The 21606-nt window shown below is 66.2% G+C and carries 16 protein-coding genes; all 16 read right to left on the bottom strand.

Annotation, left to right across the window (positions count from 1 at the left end):
• Positions 1 to 17 precede the first annotated feature (17 nt).
• Positions 18 to 968 carry a glycoside hydrolase family 43 protein gene (locus tag ACEN9Q_RS03570; protein ID WP_056439543.1) on the bottom strand — a complete coding sequence of 317 codons (951 nt, stop codon included), beginning with the start codon at positions 966 to 968 and terminating at the stop codon, positions 18 to 20.
• A gap of 101 nt (positions 969 to 1069) precedes the next feature.
• On the bottom strand, positions 1070 to 2062 hold the full coding sequence (gene yjfF / locus ACEN9Q_RS03565) for a galactofuranose ABC transporter, permease protein YjfF (protein WP_056439540.1): 993 nt from the start codon (positions 2060 to 2062) through the stop codon (positions 1070 to 1072).
• On the bottom strand, positions 2059 to 3093 hold the full coding sequence (locus ACEN9Q_RS03560; RefSeq protein ID WP_495627398.1) for an ABC transporter permease: 1035 nt from the start codon (positions 3091 to 3093) through the stop codon (positions 2059 to 2061). Before ACEN9Q_RS03560 ends, yjfF begins: the two co-directional genes overlap by 4 nt.
• On the bottom strand, positions 3090 to 4610 hold the full coding sequence (locus tag ACEN9Q_RS03555; protein WP_056439534.1) for a sugar ABC transporter ATP-binding protein: 1521 nt from the start codon (positions 4608 to 4610) through the stop codon (positions 3090 to 3092). Before ACEN9Q_RS03555 ends, ACEN9Q_RS03560 begins: the two co-directional genes overlap by 4 nt.
• 4 nt (positions 4611 to 4614) lie before the next feature.
• Positions 4615 to 5577, bottom strand: a complete 963-nt coding sequence (locus ACEN9Q_RS03550; RefSeq protein WP_056439712.1) for an ABC transporter substrate-binding protein — start codon at positions 5575 to 5577, stop codon at positions 4615 to 4617.
• Between the two features lie 931 nt (positions 5578 to 6508).
• Complete coding sequence (locus ACEN9Q_RS03545; protein WP_495627397.1) at positions 6509 to 8872, bottom strand: beta-L-arabinofuranosidase domain-containing protein; 2364 nt, start codon at positions 8870 to 8872, stop codon at positions 6509 to 6511.
• Complete coding sequence (locus ACEN9Q_RS03540; RefSeq protein ID WP_495627396.1) at positions 8869 to 9897, bottom strand: arabinan endo-1,5-alpha-L-arabinosidase; 1029 nt, start codon at positions 9895 to 9897, stop codon at positions 8869 to 8871. Before ACEN9Q_RS03540 ends, ACEN9Q_RS03545 begins: the two co-directional genes overlap by 4 nt.
• A 15-nt stretch (positions 9898 to 9912) precedes the next feature.
• Positions 9913 to 11475 carry a glycoside hydrolase family 43 protein gene (locus ACEN9Q_RS03535; RefSeq protein ID WP_495627395.1) on the bottom strand — a complete coding sequence of 521 codons (1563 nt, stop codon included), beginning with the start codon at positions 11473 to 11475 and terminating at the stop codon, positions 9913 to 9915.
• A gap of 3 nt (positions 11476 to 11478) precedes the next feature.
• The gene (locus ACEN9Q_RS03530) at positions 11479 to 13038 is read right to left on the bottom strand and encodes an alpha-N-arabinofuranosidase (protein WP_495627394.1); all 1560 of its coding nucleotides are present in this window, start codon (positions 13036 to 13038) and stop codon (positions 11479 to 11481) included.
• A 203-nt stretch (positions 13039 to 13241) separates the two neighbouring features.
• Positions 13242 to 14009, bottom strand: coding sequence for an SDR family NAD(P)-dependent oxidoreductase (locus tag ACEN9Q_RS03525; RefSeq protein ID WP_056439516.1), 768 nt, complete (start codon positions 14007 to 14009; stop codon positions 13242 to 13244).
• A gap of 95 nt (positions 14010 to 14104) precedes the next feature.
• Positions 14105 to 15694, bottom strand: a complete 1590-nt coding sequence (locus ACEN9Q_RS03520) for an aldehyde dehydrogenase (NADP(+)) (RefSeq protein WP_056439513.1) — start codon at positions 15692 to 15694, stop codon at positions 14105 to 14107.
• A complete protein-coding gene (gene araD1 / locus ACEN9Q_RS03515) occupies positions 15691 to 16683 on the bottom strand; it encodes an AraD1 family protein (RefSeq protein ID WP_495627393.1) in 993 nt (330 codons plus the stop codon). Before araD1 ends, ACEN9Q_RS03520 begins: the two co-directional genes overlap by 4 nt.
• Before the next feature lie 111 nt (positions 16684 to 16794).
• Positions 16795 to 18537 carry an IlvD/Edd family dehydratase gene (locus tag ACEN9Q_RS03510; RefSeq protein WP_495627392.1) on the bottom strand — a complete coding sequence of 581 codons (1743 nt, stop codon included), beginning with the start codon at positions 18535 to 18537 and terminating at the stop codon, positions 16795 to 16797.
• Positions 18538 to 18683: 146 nt separating this feature from the next.
• Positions 18684 to 19568 carry an SMP-30/gluconolactonase/LRE family protein gene (locus tag ACEN9Q_RS03505; RefSeq protein ID WP_495627391.1) on the bottom strand — a complete coding sequence of 295 codons (885 nt, stop codon included), beginning with the start codon at positions 19566 to 19568 and terminating at the stop codon, positions 18684 to 18686.
• Positions 19569 to 19583: 15 nt separating this feature from the next.
• Positions 19584 to 20642: an aldose epimerase family protein gene (locus tag ACEN9Q_RS03500; protein WP_495627390.1), complete on the bottom strand. Its 1059-nt coding sequence runs from the start codon at positions 20640 to 20642 to the stop codon at positions 19584 to 19586.
• Positions 20643 to 20654: 12 nt separating this feature from the next.
• On the bottom strand, positions 20655 to 21602 hold the full coding sequence (locus ACEN9Q_RS03495; protein WP_495627389.1) for a glycoside hydrolase family 43 protein: 948 nt from the start codon (positions 21600 to 21602) through the stop codon (positions 20655 to 20657).
• Positions 21603 to 21606 lie beyond the last annotated feature (4 nt).

Genomic DNA, 21606 nt, shown 5'->3' with positions numbered 1-21606 from the left:
TCTCCGTTAAACCATAATCACTTGCACGCTGCCGATGGATTCGCGGCCGGCCCCTGCGCCGTCTGCGCGACGGGCAGGATCTTGCCGTCCGGACCGTAGTGCAACTCCTCGACGGCGACCGAGCGGCGGTACTCGCCACCGGTCGGCAGCTTGCCGTTGTGGTAAATGATGTAGGACTTGCCGTTGAAGTCGATGATCGCGTGGTGGATCGTGCCGAGGTTCGTGTTCTTCTCCATGATCACGCCGCCGTACGACCACGGGCCGGTGGCCGTGGGGCCCGTCATGTACGCGGTCTCTTCCGGCCACTTGCGCGAGTACGACAGGTAGTACTTGCCGGCGTGCTTGTGCAGGTACGACGCTTCCGTGAACGCTTCCAGGCCCACCGTGTGGATCGGACCGTCCAGCTCCGTCATGTTGGCTTTCAGCTTCGCGTACTTCATGACGGTGTTGCCCCAGTACAGGTAGGCCTGGCCGTCGTCGTCGACGAAGATGGCAGGGTCGATGTCGTCCCAGCCGATCGGCGTCTCGTGCGTCATGTCGTTGGTGACGAGGGCCGAACCGCGCGCGTCGACGAACGGGCCGGTCGGGCTGTCCGACACGGCCACGCCGATCGCCTTGCCGGGGATCGTCTTGTGCTCGACGGTCACGTAGAGGTAGTACTTGCCGTTGCGCTTCGCGATGTCGCTGGCCCACGCATCCTTGGCCGCCCATTTGAACGTGGAGAACGGCACGGCGTTCGGCGCCTCGGTCCAGTGCTGCATGTCGCAGCTGGAGAACACCTTCCACTCGTTCATCAGGTAATCCTTGCCGCCGACGGGCGCCTCGTCATGGCCGACGTACAGGTACACGCGGCCGTTGTCGACGAGGGCGGCCGGGTCGGCCGTGAAGATCTTGCTGGTGATGGGATTGGCGGCGTGGGCGAGCGCCGCCGTCGCGACCAGGGCCGCGGCGAGCGTGGGTTTGAGCATGTAGTCTCCGTTGTTGTACGATCACCGGCGTTGGCAACGCCGGGTACAGCAGGGGCCGCGCCCGCCTCCGTGTGGCCGGAGGTCGTGCGCGCGAGCCGCCTTTATTGTTTCGAACGCCCGCCCATCACGCGCTGCACGACGCAGAAGATGAACAGCAGCGCCCCGATGACGATCCTGGTCCACCACGAGCTGAGCGTGCCGTCGAAGGCGATCAGCGTCTGGATCGCGCCCAGCACCAGCACGCCGGACAGCGCGCCGGCAATGTAACCGTAGCCGCCCGTGAGCAGGGTGCCGCCGATGACGACGGCGGCGATGGCATCGAGCTCCGTGCCCTGCCCGTGCAGGCCGTAGCCGGACAGCATGTAGAAGGAGAACAGCACGCCGGCCAGCGCCGCGCAGAAGCCCGACAGCGCATACACGAGGACCTTGGTGCGGCCGACGTTCAGGCCCATCATCGCGGCCGACTGCTCGTTGCCGCCGACGGCGTACACGGCCCGGCCGAACGCCGTGTAGTGCGCGAGCCAGATCGCGACGAGCAGGACGACGACGGCAATGATGGCGCTCGGCGACAGGAACGCGCCGAAGATGGGCACCTGCGTCTGCGACATCGCGGTGAACATCGGATTGTCGATCGTGATCGACTCCACGCTGATCAGGTAGCACAGGCCGCGCGCGAGGAACATCCCGGCCAGCGTGACGATGAACGGCTGCAGCTTGAACAGGTGGATGATCGCGCCCATCGCGCCGCCGAAGCACGCGCCCAGCAGCAGCACGAGCGCGATGACGGCGAGCGGCGGCCAGTGGGCGTTCTGCAGCAGCCAGGCCGAGATCATCGTCGACAGCGCCAGCACGGAGCCGACCGAGAGGTCGATGCCGCCGGACAGGATCACGAAGCCCATGCCCACCGCGATCACGAGCAGGAAGGCGTTGTCGATCAGGAGGTTGAAGATCACCTGCAGCGACAGGAAGCCCGGATACACGGCCCCGCCGATGCCGAGCATCGCCAGCAGCAGCACCACGGTGACGATGGACGTGAACCACGGCGCGCCGGAGATTGCACTGCGGCCGCGGGCATTCGTTGCGACCGCGCTCATGCGGACCTCCGCAGGATGTTCTTGAATTCGCTCGACTGCGAGATGCAGACGGCGAAGACGACGATGGATTTGACGACCATGTTCACTTCGGGCGGCACGCCCAGCGAGTAGATGGTGGAGGTGAGCGTCTGGATGATCAGCGCGCCGATCACGCTGCCCACCAGGCTGAATTTGCCGCCGGCCAGCGAAGTGCCGCCCAGCGTGACGGCGAGGATCGCATCCAGCTCCAGCAGCAGGCCCGCATTGTTGGCGTCCGCGCTCTTGATGTTCGACGTGATCAGCATGCCGGCCAGGCCCGCGCAGGCGCTGCAGAACACGTACACGAACGTGATGAGCGTCGCGGTGCGCAGGCCCGCGAGGCGCGCCGCCACCGGATTGATGCCGACGGCCTGGATGAACAGGCCGAGGGCCGTCTTCTTCACCAGCAGCAGCGTCGCCGCGAACACCGCGGCCACGACGAACAGCGAGAACGGCAGGCCGGCCAGGTAGCCGCTGCCCAGGAAGAAGAACGGCTGGTAATACACGGTGACGATCTGGCCGTCCGTCAGCAGCTGCGCGAGACCGCGCCCCGCGACCATCAGGATCAGGGTCGCGACGATGGGCTGCAGCTTGATCCCGGCGACGAGCACGCCGTTCCACAGCCCGCACAGCAGCGCGACGCCGAGCGCCGCCGCCAGCGCGAGGGCCATCGGCGTTTCGGGCGTGCTGCCGCCGATGAGCATCGCCGACACGGTGCCGGACATCGCGACGACGGCGCCGACGGAGATATCGATACCACGCGTGGCGATGACAAGCGTCATGCCGAGCGCCGCCAGCATCAGCGGCGCGGCGCGGTTGAGGATGTCGATGATCGCGCCGTACAGGTGCCCTTCCTTGACTTCGAGGTGGAAGAAGCCGGGCACGAGGAACGCGTCGACGAGCAGCAGCGCGACGAGCGCGCCGATCGGACGCACGAGCGGATGCAGCAGCCAGGCGGTGCGCGATGCCCCCGCCCGCGCGGCCGGTTTGACGGTGGCGCCGGTGGTGCTCATGCCGTCTCCCCCGCGATCACGTGCAGCACGGACGTCTCGTCGAGATCGCCGCGCCGGTACTCGCCGCACGCCTTGCGGTCGCGCATGACGACCATGCGGTCCGACACGCGCAGCACTTCCGGCAGTTCGGACGAGATGAAGAGAATGGACATGCCCTTGCGGCACAGGTTACTGACGTAATCCATGATTTCCTGCTTGGCGCGCACGTCGATGCCGCGCGTCGGTTCGTCGAGAATCATCAGGCGCGGATCGGTCGCGAGCCAGCGCGCCAGCAAGACCTTCTGCTGGTTGCCGCCGGAGAGCGTGCCGATCGGCGTCTCGATGCTGGCCGTCTTGATCCCCAGCCACTTGACGTAGTCCAGCGCCAGCTGCTGCTGGCGCTTGAAGGGAATGGCGCGGAAGATGCCCTGGCGCGCCTGCAGCGCGAGGATCAGGTTTTCGCGCACGGACAGCGCGAGGATCGCGCCTTCGTGCTTGCGGTCTTCCGAACAGAAGCCGATGCCCTCGCGAATCGCGTCGCGCGGGTTCGCGAAACTCACCTGCTTGCCGTCGATGTCGATGCTGCCGCCGTCCGCCTTGTCGGCGCCGAACAGCAGGCGCGCGGTTTCGGTGCGGCCGGAGCCCAGCAGGCCGGCAAGGCCCAGCAGCTCGCCGCGGCGCAGTTCCAGGTCGACCGGCGACAGCACGCCCTTGCGCGCGATGCCGCGTGCGCGCAGGAAGACGTCGCCGGGTTCGGGCACCTCGCCCTGCAGCGCGGCATCCGCCGCATGTTCGGCGTCGGCGGGCGCGCCGATCATCTTGTTGACGAGGGCCAGGCGCGACAGATCGGCGCACGCATACTCGCCTTCGCGCTCGCCGTTGCGCATCACCGTGATGCGGTCCGAGATCGCATACGTCTGGTCGAGGAAGTGGGTGACGAACAGGATCGCCATGCCCTCTTCGCGCAGGCGGCGCAGCACCGAGAACAGCATCTGCACTTCCGCCTCGTCCAGGCTGGACGTGGGTTCGTCGAGGATCAGCACGCGCGAATCCGTGTTCAGCGCCCGCGCGATGGCGACCATCTGCTGGATCGCGAGCGGATAATCCGCCAGCGGGCGGCTGACGTCGACGTGGATCTCGAGGCGGGCCAGCAGCGCGGCCGCCTGCGTGCGCATGCTGCGCCAGTCGACCATGCCGAAGCGGCGCGGATAGCGCCCGATGAAGATGTTTTCCGCGACCGACAGATTCGGGCACAGATTGACTTCCTGGTAGACGGTGCTGACGCCGAGGTTCTGCGCATCCTGCGTGGAGCGCGGCTGGATCGCCCGGCCATTCAGCACGATGCTGCCGGCGTCCGGTTGATAGACGCCGGTGAGGACCTTGATCAGCGTGGACTTGCCCGCGCCGTTCTGGCCCATCAGCGTATGAACTTCGCCGGGGAACAGGCGCAATCCTGCTTCGGACAGCGCCTTCACCCCGGGAAAAGCCTTGTGGATGCCGGTGACTTCCAACACCGGCTGCTTCGAATCGACCATCATCGACTCAATACTTACGGTTCGGGAGTTCCTTCGCCGCCACCTCAGCCGGGAACACGCCCTCGTTCACGACGATGCGTTTCGGGACCGGCTTGCCGGCCACGACGTCCTGCGCCGTCTGGATCAGGGTCGGTCCGAGCAGCGGATTGCACTCGACCGTCACGTTCAGCTTCCCGGCCTTCATCGCCTCGAACGCGCCTTTCACACCGTCGATCGAAATGATGATGATGTCCTTGCCAGGCTTCAGGCCGGCTTCCTCGATCGCCTGGATCGCGCCGATGGCCATGTCGTCGTTGTGCGCGTACAGCACGTTGATGTTCTTGCCTTCGGACTTCAGGAAGGCTTCCATCACTTCCTTGCCCTTGGCGCGGGTGAAATCGCCCGTCTGCGAACGGATGATCTTCAGCTTCGGATTCGCCGCGATGACTTCGGCGAAACCGGCCTTGCGGTCCAGCGCCGGCGCGGCACCGGTCGTGCCCTGCAGCTCGACGATGTTGAGCGGCTTGCCGCCGATCTTCTTGTCATAGTCGAGCAGCCAGCGTCCGGCGCGGCGGCCCTCTTCCACGAAGTCGGAACCGATGAAGCTGACGTACAGCGACGGGTCGCTGACCTTCACGGCGCGGTCGGTCAGGATCACGGGGATCTTCGCGTTCTTCGCTTCGCGCAGCACGGTCTCCCAACCGGTCTCCACGACCGGCGAGAACGCAATCACGTTGACACGCTGGGCGATGAAGGAACGGATGGCCTTGACCTGGTTCTGCTGTTGCTGCTGGGCGTCGGCGAACTTGAGGGTGACGCCGGCCTTCTTGGCGGCGTCCTTGATCGAGGCGGTATTCGCCGTGCGCCACTCGCTTTCGGCGCCGACCTGCGAGAAGCCGATCGTGAGGGGTTTGGCGGCAAATGCCGGGATGGCGGTTGCGCACGCGACAGCGGCGGCAACGCCCAGGAGGGTTCTACGGGTGACGGTCATCACTTTGTCTCCGGAATTGTTGTGCATGGATACTATGACAGAAGTGACATATTCATCCAATCATTTTTTTGACGGAATCCATATCCATTTCGGTATCCCGGCCGCATGCCCGAACGCGCGGGCGCGGGCGCGGCACGGCGCAGGACACGGGCATGGGCACGGCGCAGGGCGTCGCGTCATTCGATACGCGGCGTAAAAACGTCGTCCCCGCGCAGGCGGGGACCCAAGTTGCACGCGTCAACACAAGGCGTGCAGCACTTGGGTTCCCGCCTGCGCGGGAATGACGGTTTTTAGGTCAACGTAATTTTGGCGGAATCCATATCCATTTCGGGATCACGGCCATGCCCGGACGCGCGGGCGCGGGCGCGGGCACCGCGCAGGCGTCGTGTCATTCGATACGCGGCGTAAAAACGTCGTCCCCGCGCAGGCGGGGACCCAAGTTGCACGCGTCAACACAAGGCGTGCAGCACTTGGGTTCCCGCCTGCGCGGGAATGACGGTTTTTAAGTCAACGTAATTTTGGCGGAATCCATATCCATTTCGGGATCACGGCCATGCCCGGACGCGCGGGCGCGGGCGCGGGCGCGGGCACCGCGCAGGCGTCGTGTCATTCGATACGCGACGTAAAAACGTCGTCCCCGCGCAGGCGGGGACCCAAGTTGCACGCGTCAACACAAGGCGTGCAACACTTGGGTTCCCGCCTGCGCGGGAATGACGGTTTTTAGGTCAACGTAATTTTGGCGGAATCCATATCCATTTCGGGATCACGGCCATGCCCGGACGCGCGGGCGCGGGCACCGCGCAGGCGTCGTGTCATTCGATACGCGACGTAAAAACGTCGTCCCCGCGCAGGCGGGGACCCAAGTTGCACGCGTCAACACAAGGCGTGCAACAGTTGGGTTCCCGCCTTCGCGGGAATGACGGTTTTTAGGTCAACGTAATAATCGCAGTCCATACAGGCCACCCGCCATCGACCCTTCCTTCGCGACGAATTTCACTTCCAGCTTGCCGTTCGCGCCCTGCACGAGCGCGGGCGGCAATGCGAAGTCGCGCGTATAGAATTCCTGCGCCTCGCCGGCCGCCAGTTCGACTTCGGCGATGCGCTGGCCGTCGACGACGATGTCGAACTTGCGGCCCGCGTCGGCGCGCGCGAACGTGAGGCGCAGCAGCTTCGCCTCGTGCTTCGGATCGTTCAACTGGTAGCTGAACCACTTGCTCGCATGGCGCCAGTGGCGGCCGTTGTTGAGGCCCGCATCCGCGCCCTCGCCCTTGAAGCCGTGGTCCGATTCCGGCTGCTGCTCGCCCGGCGCCACCTGGTCGACGGTCTGCGCGTCCAGTGCCAGCCGCTCGGATTCCTTGGCGGCGTCGTCCAGCTTCATGCGCGCGTACTCGCCCGGGGTGCTCTGCTGCCAGTAGATCATGTAGCGCGAGTCGTGCAGGCGGAAGAAGGGAATGAACTCGGTCGACGATCCCGCCCCGCCCTGCACGACGCCCGGCGCCGTGAACGTCAGCGGCTTGCCTTTCACCGGTTTGAAGCGGCGCGTGAAATCGCGGCTGTCCGCGACGAAGGTCGGCGCGGCCTCCAGCGGGCAGACCTGGCCCGACGGGATGTGGCCCATGCGCGAATCGTCCGCGAAGAAGTCCAGGTGCTCCGTCGGGAACGGGTTCGTCTTCGCGGCCAGCACGACGGGGCCGTACAGCACCGCGTAGTAATTCGACTTGTCCGGCATCTGCTCGAGATGCATCGCCATCGGCAAGCTGACGTCGACGCGGTCGCCCGTCTTCCACGCGCGCTCGATGTTCACGTAGCTGCCCGGCTGCGCATCGACTTTCACGCGCTTGCCGTTCACCTTCACCGCGAGCTTGCCCGGCGCGACCCAGGCCGGATAGCGGATCTTCAGCGCGAACTTCGCATCGCCGTCGACGGTGATGCGCGTGCTGGCCTGGTCCGGGAAGTCGTTCGCCTGCGTGATGCGCACGTTCTTCTCGCGCCAGTTCAGCGTCGACGGGATGAACAGGTTCACGAACAGCGCCGCGTTGCCGCCCTTCTCTTCGTGCGCGTAGATGAATTCGCCGTACTTCGCGTGGCTCTCGATGCCGGAGCCCACGCAGCACCACATGGCCTTGTCCACCTGCGAATACACGCGGTAGTGGTTCGGACGCATCGGCGTGAAGTAGACGAAGCCGCCCGTGCCCGGACGCTCCGACGCGAGGATGTGGTTGTACAGCGCGCGCTCGTAGTAGTCCGCATAGCCGGCGTTGTCCGAGGTCGCGAACAGCATCTCGGTCAGCTTCAGCATGTTGTAGGTGTTGCAGGTCTCCGGCCCCTCGACCTCCTCGATCATCGGGCTGAAGTCCTTGTCGTCATGGAAGTGCTCCTTGACGCTGTTGCCGCCGATGGCCACGGTGCGGTGGTCGACGACGGTCTCCCAGAAGAACGCGGCGGCGTCCGCCATGTCCTTGCGGCCCGTGAGGTCGCCGATGCGCTTGAAGCCGATGACCTTGGGGATCTGCGTGTTGGCGTGCAGGCCCGTGAGCTTGTCCTCGTGCTTTTCCAGCGGCTGCAGGAGCGCCTGGTGCGAGAAGCGCAGCGCCAGGTCCATGTATTTGCTGTCGCCGGTCATCTGGGCGACGTCGGCCAGCACCTCGTTCATGCCGCCCTGCTCGGCCCTGAGCATCTGCTGCATCTGCTCGTCCGTGAGATGGCCGGTCAACCGCAGGGCCCAGTCGGACAGGGCGACCAGCATCGCCTTCGCATCCTCGTTGCCGGCGTAGCGGTACGCGTCGCGCAGGCCGGCGAAGATCTTGTGCAGGTTGTACCACGGGACCCATTTGCCGTTGACGGAAAAGTTATCGGCATGGAGCTTGCCCGCGGCGACGTCGCGCCACGCGGCGCGGCCGCCCGGGATGCCGCCCAGGTAGCCGTCGCCGTTGGCCGCCTGCGCGCGCTTCAGCTCCGCGACGAAGTAATCCAGGCGCCGCTTGACCTCCGCATCGCCGGTCGACGCGTACATCAGCGCCAGCGCCGACAGGTAGTGGCCGCCCATGTGGCCGTCCAGGCCGGACGATTCCCAGTTGCCGTAGCTGGGCTGCTTGGGCGTGAGGCCCGCTTCGCGCAGGAACGGCGCCAGCAGGCGGTCCGGCTCCATGGCCATCAGGTAGTTCAGGTCCGTGGCCTGGGCGTCGAGGAAGGGGCTCGCGCCCAGGCGCACGTCCTGCAGCGGGAACAGGTCGGCGGCTTGGGATGTCGTGGCGCCCAGGGCGAGGAGCAGTGCGGCGATGCGGGTAAGCTTCATTTGACTTCTTCGCTCACGTATTTGTTGAGGTCTTTCGGATCGACCGTCGGCCAGCCGTCCTTGTCCCAGCGGATGTCCATCACCTTCAGCTTCTGCCTGTAGTGATCCGCCGTCTCGTACGCGTGCAGCACGAGATAATCCTTGCCGTCGAAGGTGTAGGCGCTGTTGTGGCCCAGCGCCTTCCAGTCCTTGTCGCCCTGGATCACGAGCGAGCCGCCGCCCTGCGCCATGTCCTTGCCCTGGCGGTCGAGGTACGGTCCGGCGACGTCGCGCGCGCGGCCGACCACGACGTGGTAGGTGCTCTTCGGCCCCTGGCAGCACAGGCCCCACGACACGAACAGGTAATAATAGCCGTTCTTCTTGAAGATGAACGGCCCTTCGATCTCGGCCGGCGCCGCCTGCTCGTCCGGCGTGAACGCGGGCCGCTCGCGACGCGCGATCGTATGCCATTCCTGCGGCTCGGCGACCTTCGTCCAGCTGTCGTCCAGTTTCACGAGCTTGATGCCGCCCCAGAACGAACCGAAGGTCATCCAGCCCTGCCCCTTGTCGTCCTCGACGACGTTCGGGTCGATGGCATTCCACATGTCGCGGCCCGGCACCGACTGCACGACCATGCCCTGGTCGTCCCAGCGGTAGTCCGGCGCGCGCGGGTCGAGCGTGGCATTGGTCGTCACGCCGATGCCCGACGTGTTCTTGCCGAAGCCGGACACCGAGTAGTACAGCAGCCAACGGCCGTTGTGCTTGTGGATGTCCGGGGCCCAGATATGGTCGTTGAACGTCGGCGCCGCACGTTTCGCCCACGTCGGCGCGCCCGCGAACACGCGGCCTTCCGGCTTCCAGTGCAGCATGTCGGACGACGAATAGAACGTGATGCCGGGGCCCGTGCTGTACAGGTAGTACGTGTTGCCGTCCCTGGCCATCACCGGGTCGTGCACGCCGACCTGGGACGCCTGCGCCGTCAGCGCGGCGGCCAGCGCCACCACGCCGGCGCCGAGTGCGGCCGCGATTTTCGTCGCTTTACGCATGCTTCATCCTTTCGATTACGAGCCGGTGCGGATGCCCCACAGCGACACGCCGGCCTTCGACTGCGCCGTGAACGTCACCGCGAAGGCGTTCGCGTTCGGGTTCCACTGGCGCGACAGCACGCCGCTGTACGTGACGCCGTCGATCACGATCGCGACGTTGTTGTTGCCCTTGTGCGTCCAGGTGCCGCCGGTGTTGCCCGATCCTGCGCCGGTCACCGTGCCGTTGGCGTCGAGCCGGATCGCGACCGACGGCTTGACCGTGGCCGAGATGTCCTTGCCGTGGTTGACCATCTTGTACGCGCCGGCCGTGTCCGCGCTGGTGACGGTCGGGGAGACCGTCGTCGCGCTCTTCGACAGCGGCACGTAGCGCAGCGGCGCCGCCACCGGCCAACCGTCGTCGTTGATGAACATCTCGTGCACGCGCACTTCGTGGTATTCGCCCTGGCCCGGGAAGCGGGTGTGGAAGATCAGGAAGTACTGGTTCGTCGCCGCTTCGTAGCGCGCCGAGTTGTGGCCGGGCGAGACGTAGCCGACCGGCGTTCCGGTCTCCCCGCTCGCCAGCGCGAACTGGTAGTTGCCGACCAGCTTCTGGCCGTACGGCGCGATGCTGACGTCGTCGAACAGGGGCTTGGTCGAATCGGCCTTCACATCGGCCATGTCCTTGCCGGTGGCGTCGAGGTACGGACCGTCCGGGTTGGTCGCGCGCGCCACGCGCATGTTGTAGCCGCCGTTCGCATCGAGTCCGCCGAACGACGTGAACAGGTAGTAGTACTTCGTCTGCGGGCTGTACATCACGTAGGCGCCCTCGATGCGCGCATGATTGCCGCCCATGAGGTGCTTGCCGTAGCCCTGGCCCGCGACCGGCAGGCCGGTGGCGGGGTCCATCGCCATGATGAAGATGCCGCCCGAGTAGGAACCGTAGATCATCCACAGCTTGCCGGCCGCGTCGCGGAACGTGTTCGGGTCCACGACGTTCGGATGCTTCAGCGCGTCGTAGACGGTGCCGTCGGGACTGACCTCGCCCCACATGCCGGACTTGAGGAACACCGCCTTGTTGACGTACGGGCCTTCGATCTTGTCGGCGACGGCCACGCCCAGCGCGGAGCGCGGCGAATCGCCCTTGCAGGCATCGTAGTACATGTAGAACTTGCCGTCACCCAGCTGGATGACATCCGGCGCCCACAGGTCCGTGACCTGGGCCCATGCGAACGTGTCGGCCAGCGCCGTCGTCACCTTCGCGAACAGCGGGTTGCTGTCGGTGACGCCGTCGGCGATCTTCGTCCAGTTCATCAGGTCCGTCGTCTTGGCGGCCGCCAGGTGCGAGCCGAACGCGTACCACGTGTCGCCCACCTTGATGACGGCCGGGTCGTGCACGGACACGTTGGCGAACGTGATCGCGGCCTGGGCCGGCGTGTCGGTCGTGGTCGGGGCTGGCGTCGTGGCTGGCGTCGACGGCGTGGCGGCGACCGGCGCGGTCACCGGCGCGGCAGCGCCGCCGCCGCCCCCGCCCCCGCCGCATCCGGCGAGGACGAGTGCGGCCGCCACGGCCAGCGCACGCGGAGTCAATGCGTGCGCCATCGATCAGCCTTCGACAGCCACGACCAGCACCGACTTGGCCGGCACCTTGATCGTCAGCTTGCCGCCGCTGGCGTTGGCGCTGAACGGCACCGGCTTGACGGCGTCCTTGTGCTCGAAGGTGTTGTGGGCGTCCATCGAATCGGCGGTCAGCAGCTGGCCGCGCACGGCGCCGACGTTCTGGCCGGCCACGTTCAGGACGACGTCGGTGGCGTCGTGCGGGTTGGTGTTGACCAGCGCGACATAGGTCTTGCCGTCCTTGGCCTTGGCCGCGGAGGCGCTGATGCCCGGCACGCCCTGGCCGTTCGAGCCGTAGGTCGTGTTGTTCGACAGCGTGACCGGCAGCGAGGTCGCGTCCTGGAACGGCACGTACATCTTGAATGCGTAGTACGTCGGCGTCAGCAGCATCTTGTCGTTGTCGGTGATGATCATGGCCTGCAGCACGTTGACCATCTGCGCGATGTTCGTCATGCGCACGCGGTCGGCGTGGGCATGGAAGATGTTGAAGTTGAGCGCGGCCACGACGGCGTCGCGGATCGTATTCCGCTGGAACAGGAAGCCCGGGTTGGTGCCCTTCTCGACGTCGTACCAGGTGCCCCACTCGTCCACGTCGAAGCCGATCTTCTTCTCCGGGTCGTTCTTGTCGAGGATGGCCACGTTCTTGCGCACGAAGTCTTCCATGCGCAGGGTCTGGCTCATGGTCGAGAACCATTCCGATTCCGGGAAGCCGGTGGCGGCGCCCTTGTGGTGCCAGTCGCCGGTCGGCAGCGTGTAGTAGTGGAAGCTGATGCCGTCCGTGCGGCCTTTCAGGTCGCGCGAGAGGATGTCGGTCCAGGTGGTGTCGTCGGCGGTGCCGCCGCTGGCGATCATCTTCGGACGCAGGTGCTGCGGCGCCTTCAGGAAGGTGTTCCACTGGCGGTACAGGTCGGCGTAGTACTCCGGACGCATATTGCCGCCGCAGCCCCACGACTCGTTGCCGATGGCGAAATAGGCCACCTTGAACGGCGCCGGGTGGCCGTTCTTCGCGCGCAGTTCGGCCAGCGACGACTTGCCTTCCGACGTCATGTACTCGATCCACTCGGCCGCTTCCTGCGGGGTGCCGGTGCCCAGGTTGCCGTTGACGTAGGCGTCCGCGCCCAGCATCTCGACGAGGTCGAAGAATTCATGCGTACCCACCGCGTTCGATTCCGGCACGCCGCCCCAGTTCGTGTTGACCTTCACCGGACGCTTGCTGCGCGGGCCGATGCCTTCGCGCCAGTGGTACTCGTCGGCGAAGCAGCCGCCCGGCCAGCGCACCAGCGGCACGTGCATGGCTTTCAGGGCGCCGACCACGTCGTTGCGCCAGCCGCGCGTATTCGGGATCTTCGAATCCGGACCGACCCACAGGCCGCCGTAGATGCCAGTGCCGAGGTGTTCGGCGAACTGGCCGTAGACGTCCTTGTCGATCACCGCGCCCGGCTTGGCCGCGTCGACGGTGACGTTGACTTGTGCGAATGCGGCGCTTGCGCAGAATGCGCCGGCAAGGCCGAGCGCGAGGGCGAGGACGGTGGGTTGGAATGCCTTCATGTGGTCTCCGTTTGTTTTGGTCGTTGGGTGGTTGTGTTAATGACGAGCAGAATGGCAAATGCCGCGTGTGCGGCAGATATCCTTCGATCCGTCGTCCCCGCGCGGGCGGGGTCCAAGTTGTGCGAATCCTGCGACAATGCTTGGGTTCCCGCCTCCGCGGGAACGACGGTGTTCGGGCTAGCGGGAAAAACGCGGCAGGCGCGTCACACCCAGCCGGCATCCACGATGAATTCCTGCCCCGTGCACATCTTGCTGTCGTCGGCGGACAGGAACAGCACCATCGCGGCGATATCCTCGGGCATCAGCTTGCCCGGCAGGCATTGCGAACGCGCGATCTCGGCTTCGCCCGCTTCGTCCAGCCACAGGTCAATCTGGCGCTGGGTCATCACCCAGCCCGGCGTGACCGTGTTGACGCGGACGTTGAACTTGCCCAGGTCGCGCGCCAGGCAGCGCGTGAGGCCGATGACGGACGCCTTCGTCGTCGCGTAGATCGGGTAGTTCGGGTTCTTGGCATGCCATGACATCGAACTGAAGTTGATGACCGAACCGCCGCCGCGGCGCTTCATGCCTTCCAGCGCGGCCTGCACGGTGAAGAACATCGGACGCTGGTTGATGGCGATGCGCTCATCCCAGTACTCGACCGAGACCTCGCCGATCTGGTGGCGCTGGTCGTTGGCGGCGTTGTTGACGATGACGTCGAAGTCGCCCAGCTTGGCGGCCATCTCGGCCATCACGGCCTGCAGGCTGGCGATGTCGGTGATGTCGCAGTAGCGGTAGATCGGCGCCTTGTGGCCGGCCTGCGCCAGCCGCTGGACCAGCGCCTCGCTGGCGTCGCGCATGATGTCGACAAAGCCCACCAGCGCGCCCTGTTCCACCAGCGCAGCCACGATCGCTTCGCCGATCCCGCTGCCGCCGCCCGTCACGAATACCCGCTTGCCGTCCAGGCTGCCGTACTTGGCTAAAGTCCCCATCGTCGTCTCCTCATCTTATTCTAAGCGTAACGCGTGGGCACGTGGTGCCCACCCTACTGTCGCCGCTCGCGTGACGTTCGCGGCGTGTTGGCGTGTCAGTCCTTGCCCAGCGCGCCGTCGCGGCGGCGCCAGATGCCGCGCGGGTTTTCGTCGCGCAGCACCGCCGGCAGCAGCGCCTGCGGCAGGTTCTGGTACGCCACGGGGCGCAGGAAGCGGAAGATCGCGCCCGTGCCCACCGACGTGCTGCGGCCGTCGGCCGTGGCCGGGAACGGACCGCCGTGCACCATCGCGTGCGCCACTTCCACGCCGGTGCCGAAGCCATTGGCCAGGATGCGGCCGACCTTGCGCTCCAGCGTCGGCAGCAGCACCTGCGCCGCCTCGATATCGCCCTCTTCCAGGTGGATCGCGGCGGTCAGCTGGCCTTCCAGGTGCTCGACGATGGCGCGCATCTGCTCGACGTCCTTGCACACGACCAGCAGCGAGGCCGGGCCGAACACTTCTTCGTGCAGCTCCTTGCGGGCCAGGAACGCGTCCGCTTCGACGCGGAACAGCGCGGCGTGGCCCTGGTTGTCTTCGTGCTCGAGGCGCAGCAGCGTGCTCACCGCTTCGTTGCTGCCCAGCGCGGCGACGCCGCGGCGGAAGCTCGATGCGATACCGGCCGACAGCATGGTAGCCGGCTGGGTGTCGTTCAGCGCTGCCGTGGCGGCGGCGCAGAACGTGGACAGGCCCGGACCGTCGATCGCCAGCACGAGGCCGGGGTTGGTGCAGAACTGGCCGACACCCAGCGTGAGCGAGGCGGCGAATTCGCGGCCGATGCGCTCGGCGTGCTGTTCCAGCGCGACGGGCAGCAGGAACACCGGATTGATGCTGCTCATCTCGGCATAGACCGGGATCGGCTGCTGGCGCCCCGCGGCGACGGCCATCAGCGCGGTGCCGCCGGAACGCGAACCGGTGAAGCCGACGGCCTGGATGGCCGGATGCGCGACGAGCGCCTGGCCGATGCCGTTGCCGGTGCCGGTCAGCAGCGCGAACGTGCCGGCCGGCAGGCCGCACAGTTCGACGGCGCGGGCGACGGCGCGCGCCACGAGTTCCGACGTGCCGGGGTGGGCCGAGTGGGCCTTCAGGACGACGGGGCAGCCGGCCGCGAAGGCGGACGCGGTGTCGCCGCCGGCGACGGAGAACGCGAGCGGGAAGTTCGATGCGGCGAACACGGCGACGGGACCGACGCCGATCAGGCGGCTGCGCAGGTCCGGACGCGGCGGCGTGCGCTGCGGCAGCGCCGGGTCGATGCGCGGGTCCTGCCACGAGCCTTCGCGCAGCAGGGTGCCGAACAGTTTCAGCTGGTTGCAGGTACGGGCGCGCTCGCCCTCGATGCGGCCGCGCGGCAGGCCGGTCTCGAGCATCGCGCGCTCGACCAGCGCATCGCCGAGGGCCATGATCTGGTCGGCGACGGTATCGAGGAACGCGGCGCGCGCTTCGTCGGTCGTGTTGCGGAAGACGTCGAACGCCTTGCCGGCCAGGCTGCAGGCCTCGTCGATCTGGGCGATGTCGACCATGTGGAAAGCGGGTTCCAGGTGCTCGCGCGCGGACGGGTTCCACGCCTTGAACGAGCCGCCGGCGCCGCGCCGGGCGACGCCGCCGATGAGGGCTTCGCCCGTGATTTGTGCGGTGGTCACGTCGGTCATAAGGTCTTCACTTTCGCAAATTGAGTCGGATGGACAGCCAGCTTGTTGCGCAGGGCCGGGCCGAATTGCGGCGATTCGATCTCGAACGTTTCGCCGGCCTGCACGTTCACGCTGTCCGCGAAGCTCAGCGTGGCGGTGCCGAAGAAGTGGATGTGCACGTCGCCCGGGCGGTTGAACAGGCCGTACTTGAAGTGGTGGTATTCCAGGTTGCCGATCGTGTGCGACATGTTCTGTTCGCCCGACACGAAGGCCTTTTCCCAACGCACGGAGCCGTCCGCCGCGCGGATGCGCGAGACGCCCTGCACGTGCGCCGGCAGTTCGCCGACGAGCAGCGCCGGACCGACGCCGCAGTTGCGCAGCTTGGAGTGCGCGAGGTACAGGTAGTTCTGGCGTTCCGTCACGTGGTCCGAGAATTCGTTGCCCAGTGCGTAACCGACGCGGTACGGCTGGCCGTCGTTGCCGATCACGTACAGGCCGGCGATCTCCGGTTCCTCGCCGCCGTCCAGCGAAAAGTCCGGCATCTCCATGTCCTGGCCGCCGGCGCGCACGATCGAGCCGTCGCCTTTATAAAACCATTCCGGCTGCACGCCGGCCTTGCCCGCTTCCGGCCTGCCGCCTTCGACGCCCATGCGGAACATCTTCATGGAGTCGGACAGGGATTCGACGTCGCCGCCGATCTTCTTGTGCATGGCGTCGCGCGCGTCGGCGCTGCCCAGGTGCGTGAGGCCCGTGCCGGTGACGTAGCAGTGGGCCGCATCCGGGTGGTCGAGCGGCGCCAGCAAGCGGCCTTCGCTGGCGATCGCTTCGTAGGATTCGTTGACGCCGGTGGCGGAGGCGGCGGCCAGCGCGGCGAGGCCCTGGCCCTGGGCGATGGCGGCTTGCGCCAGCTCCAGCGTCGAGCCGTAGCCGGTGATCGCGGTGACGACGTCGCCGTTCAGGATGCCGACGCGGCGGTCGCCGGTGGCGGATTTGTATTGGATGAGCAGCATGGTCAGATGTCTCCGAGGCGCGATGCGCGGGTGTTCATATGGTCAAACGCGTGGGCAAGGGGTGCCCACCCAACGCAGGGCGGGCGTCCCGTGTCCACGCGAATGCCGACATTAATGGGAATGCTTGGGCACGGCCGAGCCGCGGCAACCGACGAGGAAGTCGAAATCGCAGCCTTCGTCGGCCTGCAGCACGTGGTCCAGGTACAGGCCCGCGTAACCGGTGCGCGGCGGCTCCTTCTGGCTCTCGGCGCGGTCCGCCAGGCGGGCCTGGATCTCGTCGTCCGACACGTCCAGGTGCAGGCGGCCGCCCTTGCAATCGAGTTCGATGAAGTCGCCGTCCTTGACGATGCCCAGCGGGCCGCCGGCCATCGCTTCCGGCGCCACGTGCAGCACGACGGTGCCGTAGGCGGTGCCGCTCATGCGCGCGTCCGAGATGCGCACCATGTCGGTGATGCCCTTCGCCAGCAGCTTCGGCGGCAGGCCCATGTTGCCCACTTCGGCCATGCCCGGGTAGCCCTTCGGACCGCAGTTCTTCATCACCAGGATCGAGTTCTCGTCGACGTCCAGGTCCGGATCGTTGATGCGCTGCTTGTAGTGGTCGAAGTCTTCGAACACGACCGCCTTGCCGCGGTGCTGCATCAGGTGAGGCGACGCGGCCGACGGCTTCAGCACGGCGCCGCGCGGCGACAGGTTGCCGCGCAGGATGCAGATGCCGCCGTCGTCGATCAGCGGGTTGTCGATCTTGCGGATCACTTCATCGTTGTAGATCGGCGCTTCCTGGTTGTTTTCCCACAGCGTCTTGCCGTTGACGGTCAGCGCGTCCTTGTGCGGCAGCAGGTTGTGTTCGCCCAGGCGGCGGATCACGCCCGGCAGGCCGCCGGCGTAATAAAACTCTTCCATCAGGAAGCGGCCGGACGGCTGCAGGTCGACAATCGTCGGGGTGCCCTTGCCGACCGCGGTCCAGTCTTCCAGTTCCAGCGGCACGCCGACGCGGCCGGCGATCGCCTTCAGGTGGATCACGGCGTTGGTCGAACCGCCGATCGCGGCGTTCACGCGGATCGCGTTTTCGAAGTTCTCGCGCTTGAGGATCTTCGACAGCTTCAGGTCTTCATTGACCATCTCGACGATGCGGATGCCGGACATGTGCGCCAGCACGTAGCGGCGCGCGTCGACGGCGGGGATCGCGGCATTGTGCGGCAGCGACGTGCCCAGCGATTCGGCCATGCAGGCCATCGTCGACGCGGTGCCCATCGTGTTGCAGGTGCCGGCCGAACGCGCGTGACCCGCTTCGGCGGCGAGGAAGTCGTGCATCGAGATCTGGCCGCCCTTGGCCTGCTCGTGCAATTTCCAGACGGCGGTGCCGGAGCCGATGTCCTTGCCGTTCAGCTTGCCGTTCAACATCGGGCCGCCGGTGACGACGATGGTCGGCAGGTCGACGCTGGCCGCGCCCATCAGCAGGGCCGGCGTGGTCTTGTCGCAGCCGACCAGCAGGACGACGCCGTCCATCGGATTGCCGCGGATGGATTCTTCGACGTCCATGCTGGCCAGGTTACGGGTCAGCATGGCGGTCGGACGCAGGTTCGATTCGCCGTTCGAGAACACCGGGAATTCGACCGGAAAACCGCCCGCCTCCAGGATGCCGCGCTTGACGTGCTCGGCCAGCTTGCGGAAATGGGCGTTGCAGGGCGTGAGTTCGGACCAGGTGTTGCAGATGCCGATGATCGGCTTGCCCTGGAATTCATGATCGGGAATGCCCTGGTTCTTCATCCAGCTCCGATACATGAAGCCGTTCTTGTCCTGGGTACCGAACCACGCTGCAGAACGCAGGGTGGGCTTCTTTTTTGTCTCGGACATGCTCTTCCTCCGTCGTTTTTGTAGTGCTGAGCGACTCATGTCGTCGTCCAGCTCAGCGATGAAGGAAGTCTAAAGGCCGATCAGATAACTTTCCAATCAATTTTTAACAGCAATCGATATCGATATCGGCATCGCTGTTATCGCTATCAGCGTCGACCAGCGAACCGGACCTCCGTCAAACCGCGTACCGGCAGGGTCTGCGCGAACACGCCGCCGGACTTCGGGGCATCCGCCAGCTGGCCGGCGCGTAACCCGACCGTTGCCGAAGTGACATATAAAACGTCCAGCCCGGCGCCGCCGAATGCCGGGCAGGTCGGCTGCGGCGCGGGCAAGGTCAATATCCGGTCGACGCTGCCGTCCGGCGCGAAACGCACGACCTGGCCGGCACCCCAGCGCGTGCCCCACAGATAGCCGTCGGCATCGATCGTCGAACCGTCCGGGTCGCCGGGGGCGGCGTCGGCCGGCACGAACTGGCGCAGATTGGCGATGGCGCCCGTGACGGGATCGTAATCGCAGCAGCGGATCTCGCGCGTGCCGGAGTCCGCGTAATACATGGTGCGGCCGTCCGGGCTGAAGCAGATGCTGTTGGCGATGGCGACATTGCCCAGCGGCAGGCGCTCCAGCGTGAGGTCGTGGTTCAGGCGGTAGAAGCCGCCAATGGCGTCCTTGGGGTTCTCGGCCTGGTTGAACATGCCGAACACGAAGCGGCCCTGGCGGTCGGTGCGGCCGTCGTTCAGGCGGGTGGTGGGCAGGTCGGCCTCGACGTCGCAGATGCGGTCGAGCTCACCGCTGGCGAGGTCGAAGAACGCGAGGCCGGACGCGAGGCCCAGCAGCAGGCAGCCGTCGACTTCCGTCAGCGCCATCGAACAGAGACGCTCCGGCAGCGGCCAGCGCTGCAGCGCGCCCGTCGCGGGTGCGTGCGACCACAGCTCGCTGCGTTCGATGTCGGTCCACAGCAGGCGTGCGCCGCGGTCGTCCCAGATGATTCCCTCGCCCAGCACATGCCGGCCATCCACCACCAGTTCCATCATGCGAAGCCTCCTCGATTACGGCGCCACGGAAAAGCGGAAGCGCGATTCCGTTTCGTACACGTCGCCCGGACGCAGGATCGTGTTCGGGTACGACGGCTGGTTGGGCGAATCCGGATAGTGCTCGGGCTCGATGCAGAAGCCGCTGCGGAAGATCCACGGATGGCCCTTGCCCTCCAGCGACCCGTCCAGGAAATTACCGCTGTAGAACTGCACGCCCGGTTCCTGCGTGAACAATTCGAGCACGCGGCCCGTCGTCGGTTCGATCACGTGGACGGCGCGCTTGAGGCCGCGCTCGCCCAGGGGCTTGTTCAGCACCCAGCAGTGGTCGTAGCCGGTGCCGTGGCGCAGCTGCTTGTCCGGCTGGCCGATGCGCTCGCCGATCGTGCGCGGCTTGCGGAAGTCGAACGGCGTGCCAGTCACCGGGGCCAGTTCGCCGAACGGGATCGATCCGGCGTCGATGGGCACGAATTTATCGGCGTCGATCGTGATCTCGTGGCCGAGGATGTCGCCCTGCCCCGCGCCGGCCAGGTTGAAATAGCTGTGCTGCGTGAGGTTGACGGGCGTCGGCCGGTCGGTGACGGCGTGGAAGCGCACGACGATCTCGTTGTCGTCCGTCAGCTGGTACGTGACCGTGGCCACCAGGTTGCCCGGGTAGCCCTGCTCGCCGTCCGGGCTGTCGTAGCGCAGGACGAGGCTCGCGCCTTCGACGACGGCCGTCCACAGCACCTTGTCGTAGCCCGGATCGCCGCCGTGCAGGTGGTTGTTGCCGTTGTTGACCGTCAGCTGGACTTCCTTGCCGTCGAGCGTGAAGCGGCCCTTGCCGATGCGGTTGCCGTAGCGGCCGATCAGGGCACCGAAATACGGGCTGTCCTTGACATAGGGGCCAAGCGTCTCGAAGCCCAGTGCCACGTCGGCGAAGACGCCGTCGCGGTCCGGGACGTGGATCTCGGTGATGATCCCGCCGAAATCCAGGATCCTGACGATCATGCCGTTATTGTTCTTGAGCGTGTACTGGGTGACTTGCCTGCCGTCGGGCAAGGTCCCGAACGGCGCCTGGGTGATTCCGTTTTGCACGTTGTTATGTCCTCAGAGGGTGGAAGGCCGCCCGAATACCGGCATGCCGTTCTCGTCCCAGCGCAGCGGTTTGACGAAAGTATGGCGGTCCGGATTCCACAGCGGATCGCCGACGATTTCGGTATAGGTGCGCGCATGATAGACGAGCATGACGGTAGCGCCATCTTCAGCATACGTGAAGCTGTTGTGGCCGGGTCCGTAGATGCCGTGATCGTAGCATGTACGGAACACGGGCTCGCGCGACTTTGTCCACGCCGCCGGATCGAGCAGGTCCGCATCCTCGTCCGCCCACAGCAGGCCCATCGCGTAATTCTCGTCGGTGGCGCTGGCGGAATACGAGATGAAGATCTTGCCGTTGCGGCGTAGGACGGACGGGCCCTCGTTGACCCAGAAGCCGCGGATTTCCCAGTCGTACTCGGGCTTCGACAGCAGCACCGGCTGGCCCTCGATCTGCCACGGCGTCTTCATCTTCGCGATGTACAGGTTCGAATTGCCTTCGATCGCCTTGTCCTTCTGCGCCCACAGGTAATACAGCACGCCGTTGTGGTTGAAGGTCGTCGCGTCCAGGCAGAACGTGTCGATGCCCGTGTCGACCTGGCCCATGAATTCCCACGTGCCTTCGAGCGGGTTCGCGTTCGTATTGCGGATCGCGTACATGCGGTGCTGGAACAGCTTGTCCTTGATCTCGCGGCTCGGCGCGGCGGCGAAGTAGACGTACCACGCGCCCATGTTGAAATGCAGTTCCGGCGCCCAGACCAGTTCGCTGTACGGGCCGGTATCCGGCTTGATCCACGCGTCGACGGTGGGCGCGGCGGCCAGTTCGGCGATCGTTTTCGCGCGGCGCAGTTCGATGCGGTCGTATTGCGGGACCGAGGCGGTGAAATAGTAATAGCCGTCCGTGTGCCTGTAGATGTACGGGTCGGCGCGTTGTTCGATCAGGGGTTTCAGTACGGTGTCCATCGTC

This window comes from Massilia sp. Masssp93 (genome assembly GCF_059491295.1).
Note: the sequence above shows the minus strand (reverse complement) of the source record. Positions and strands in the feature narration are given on the sequence as shown.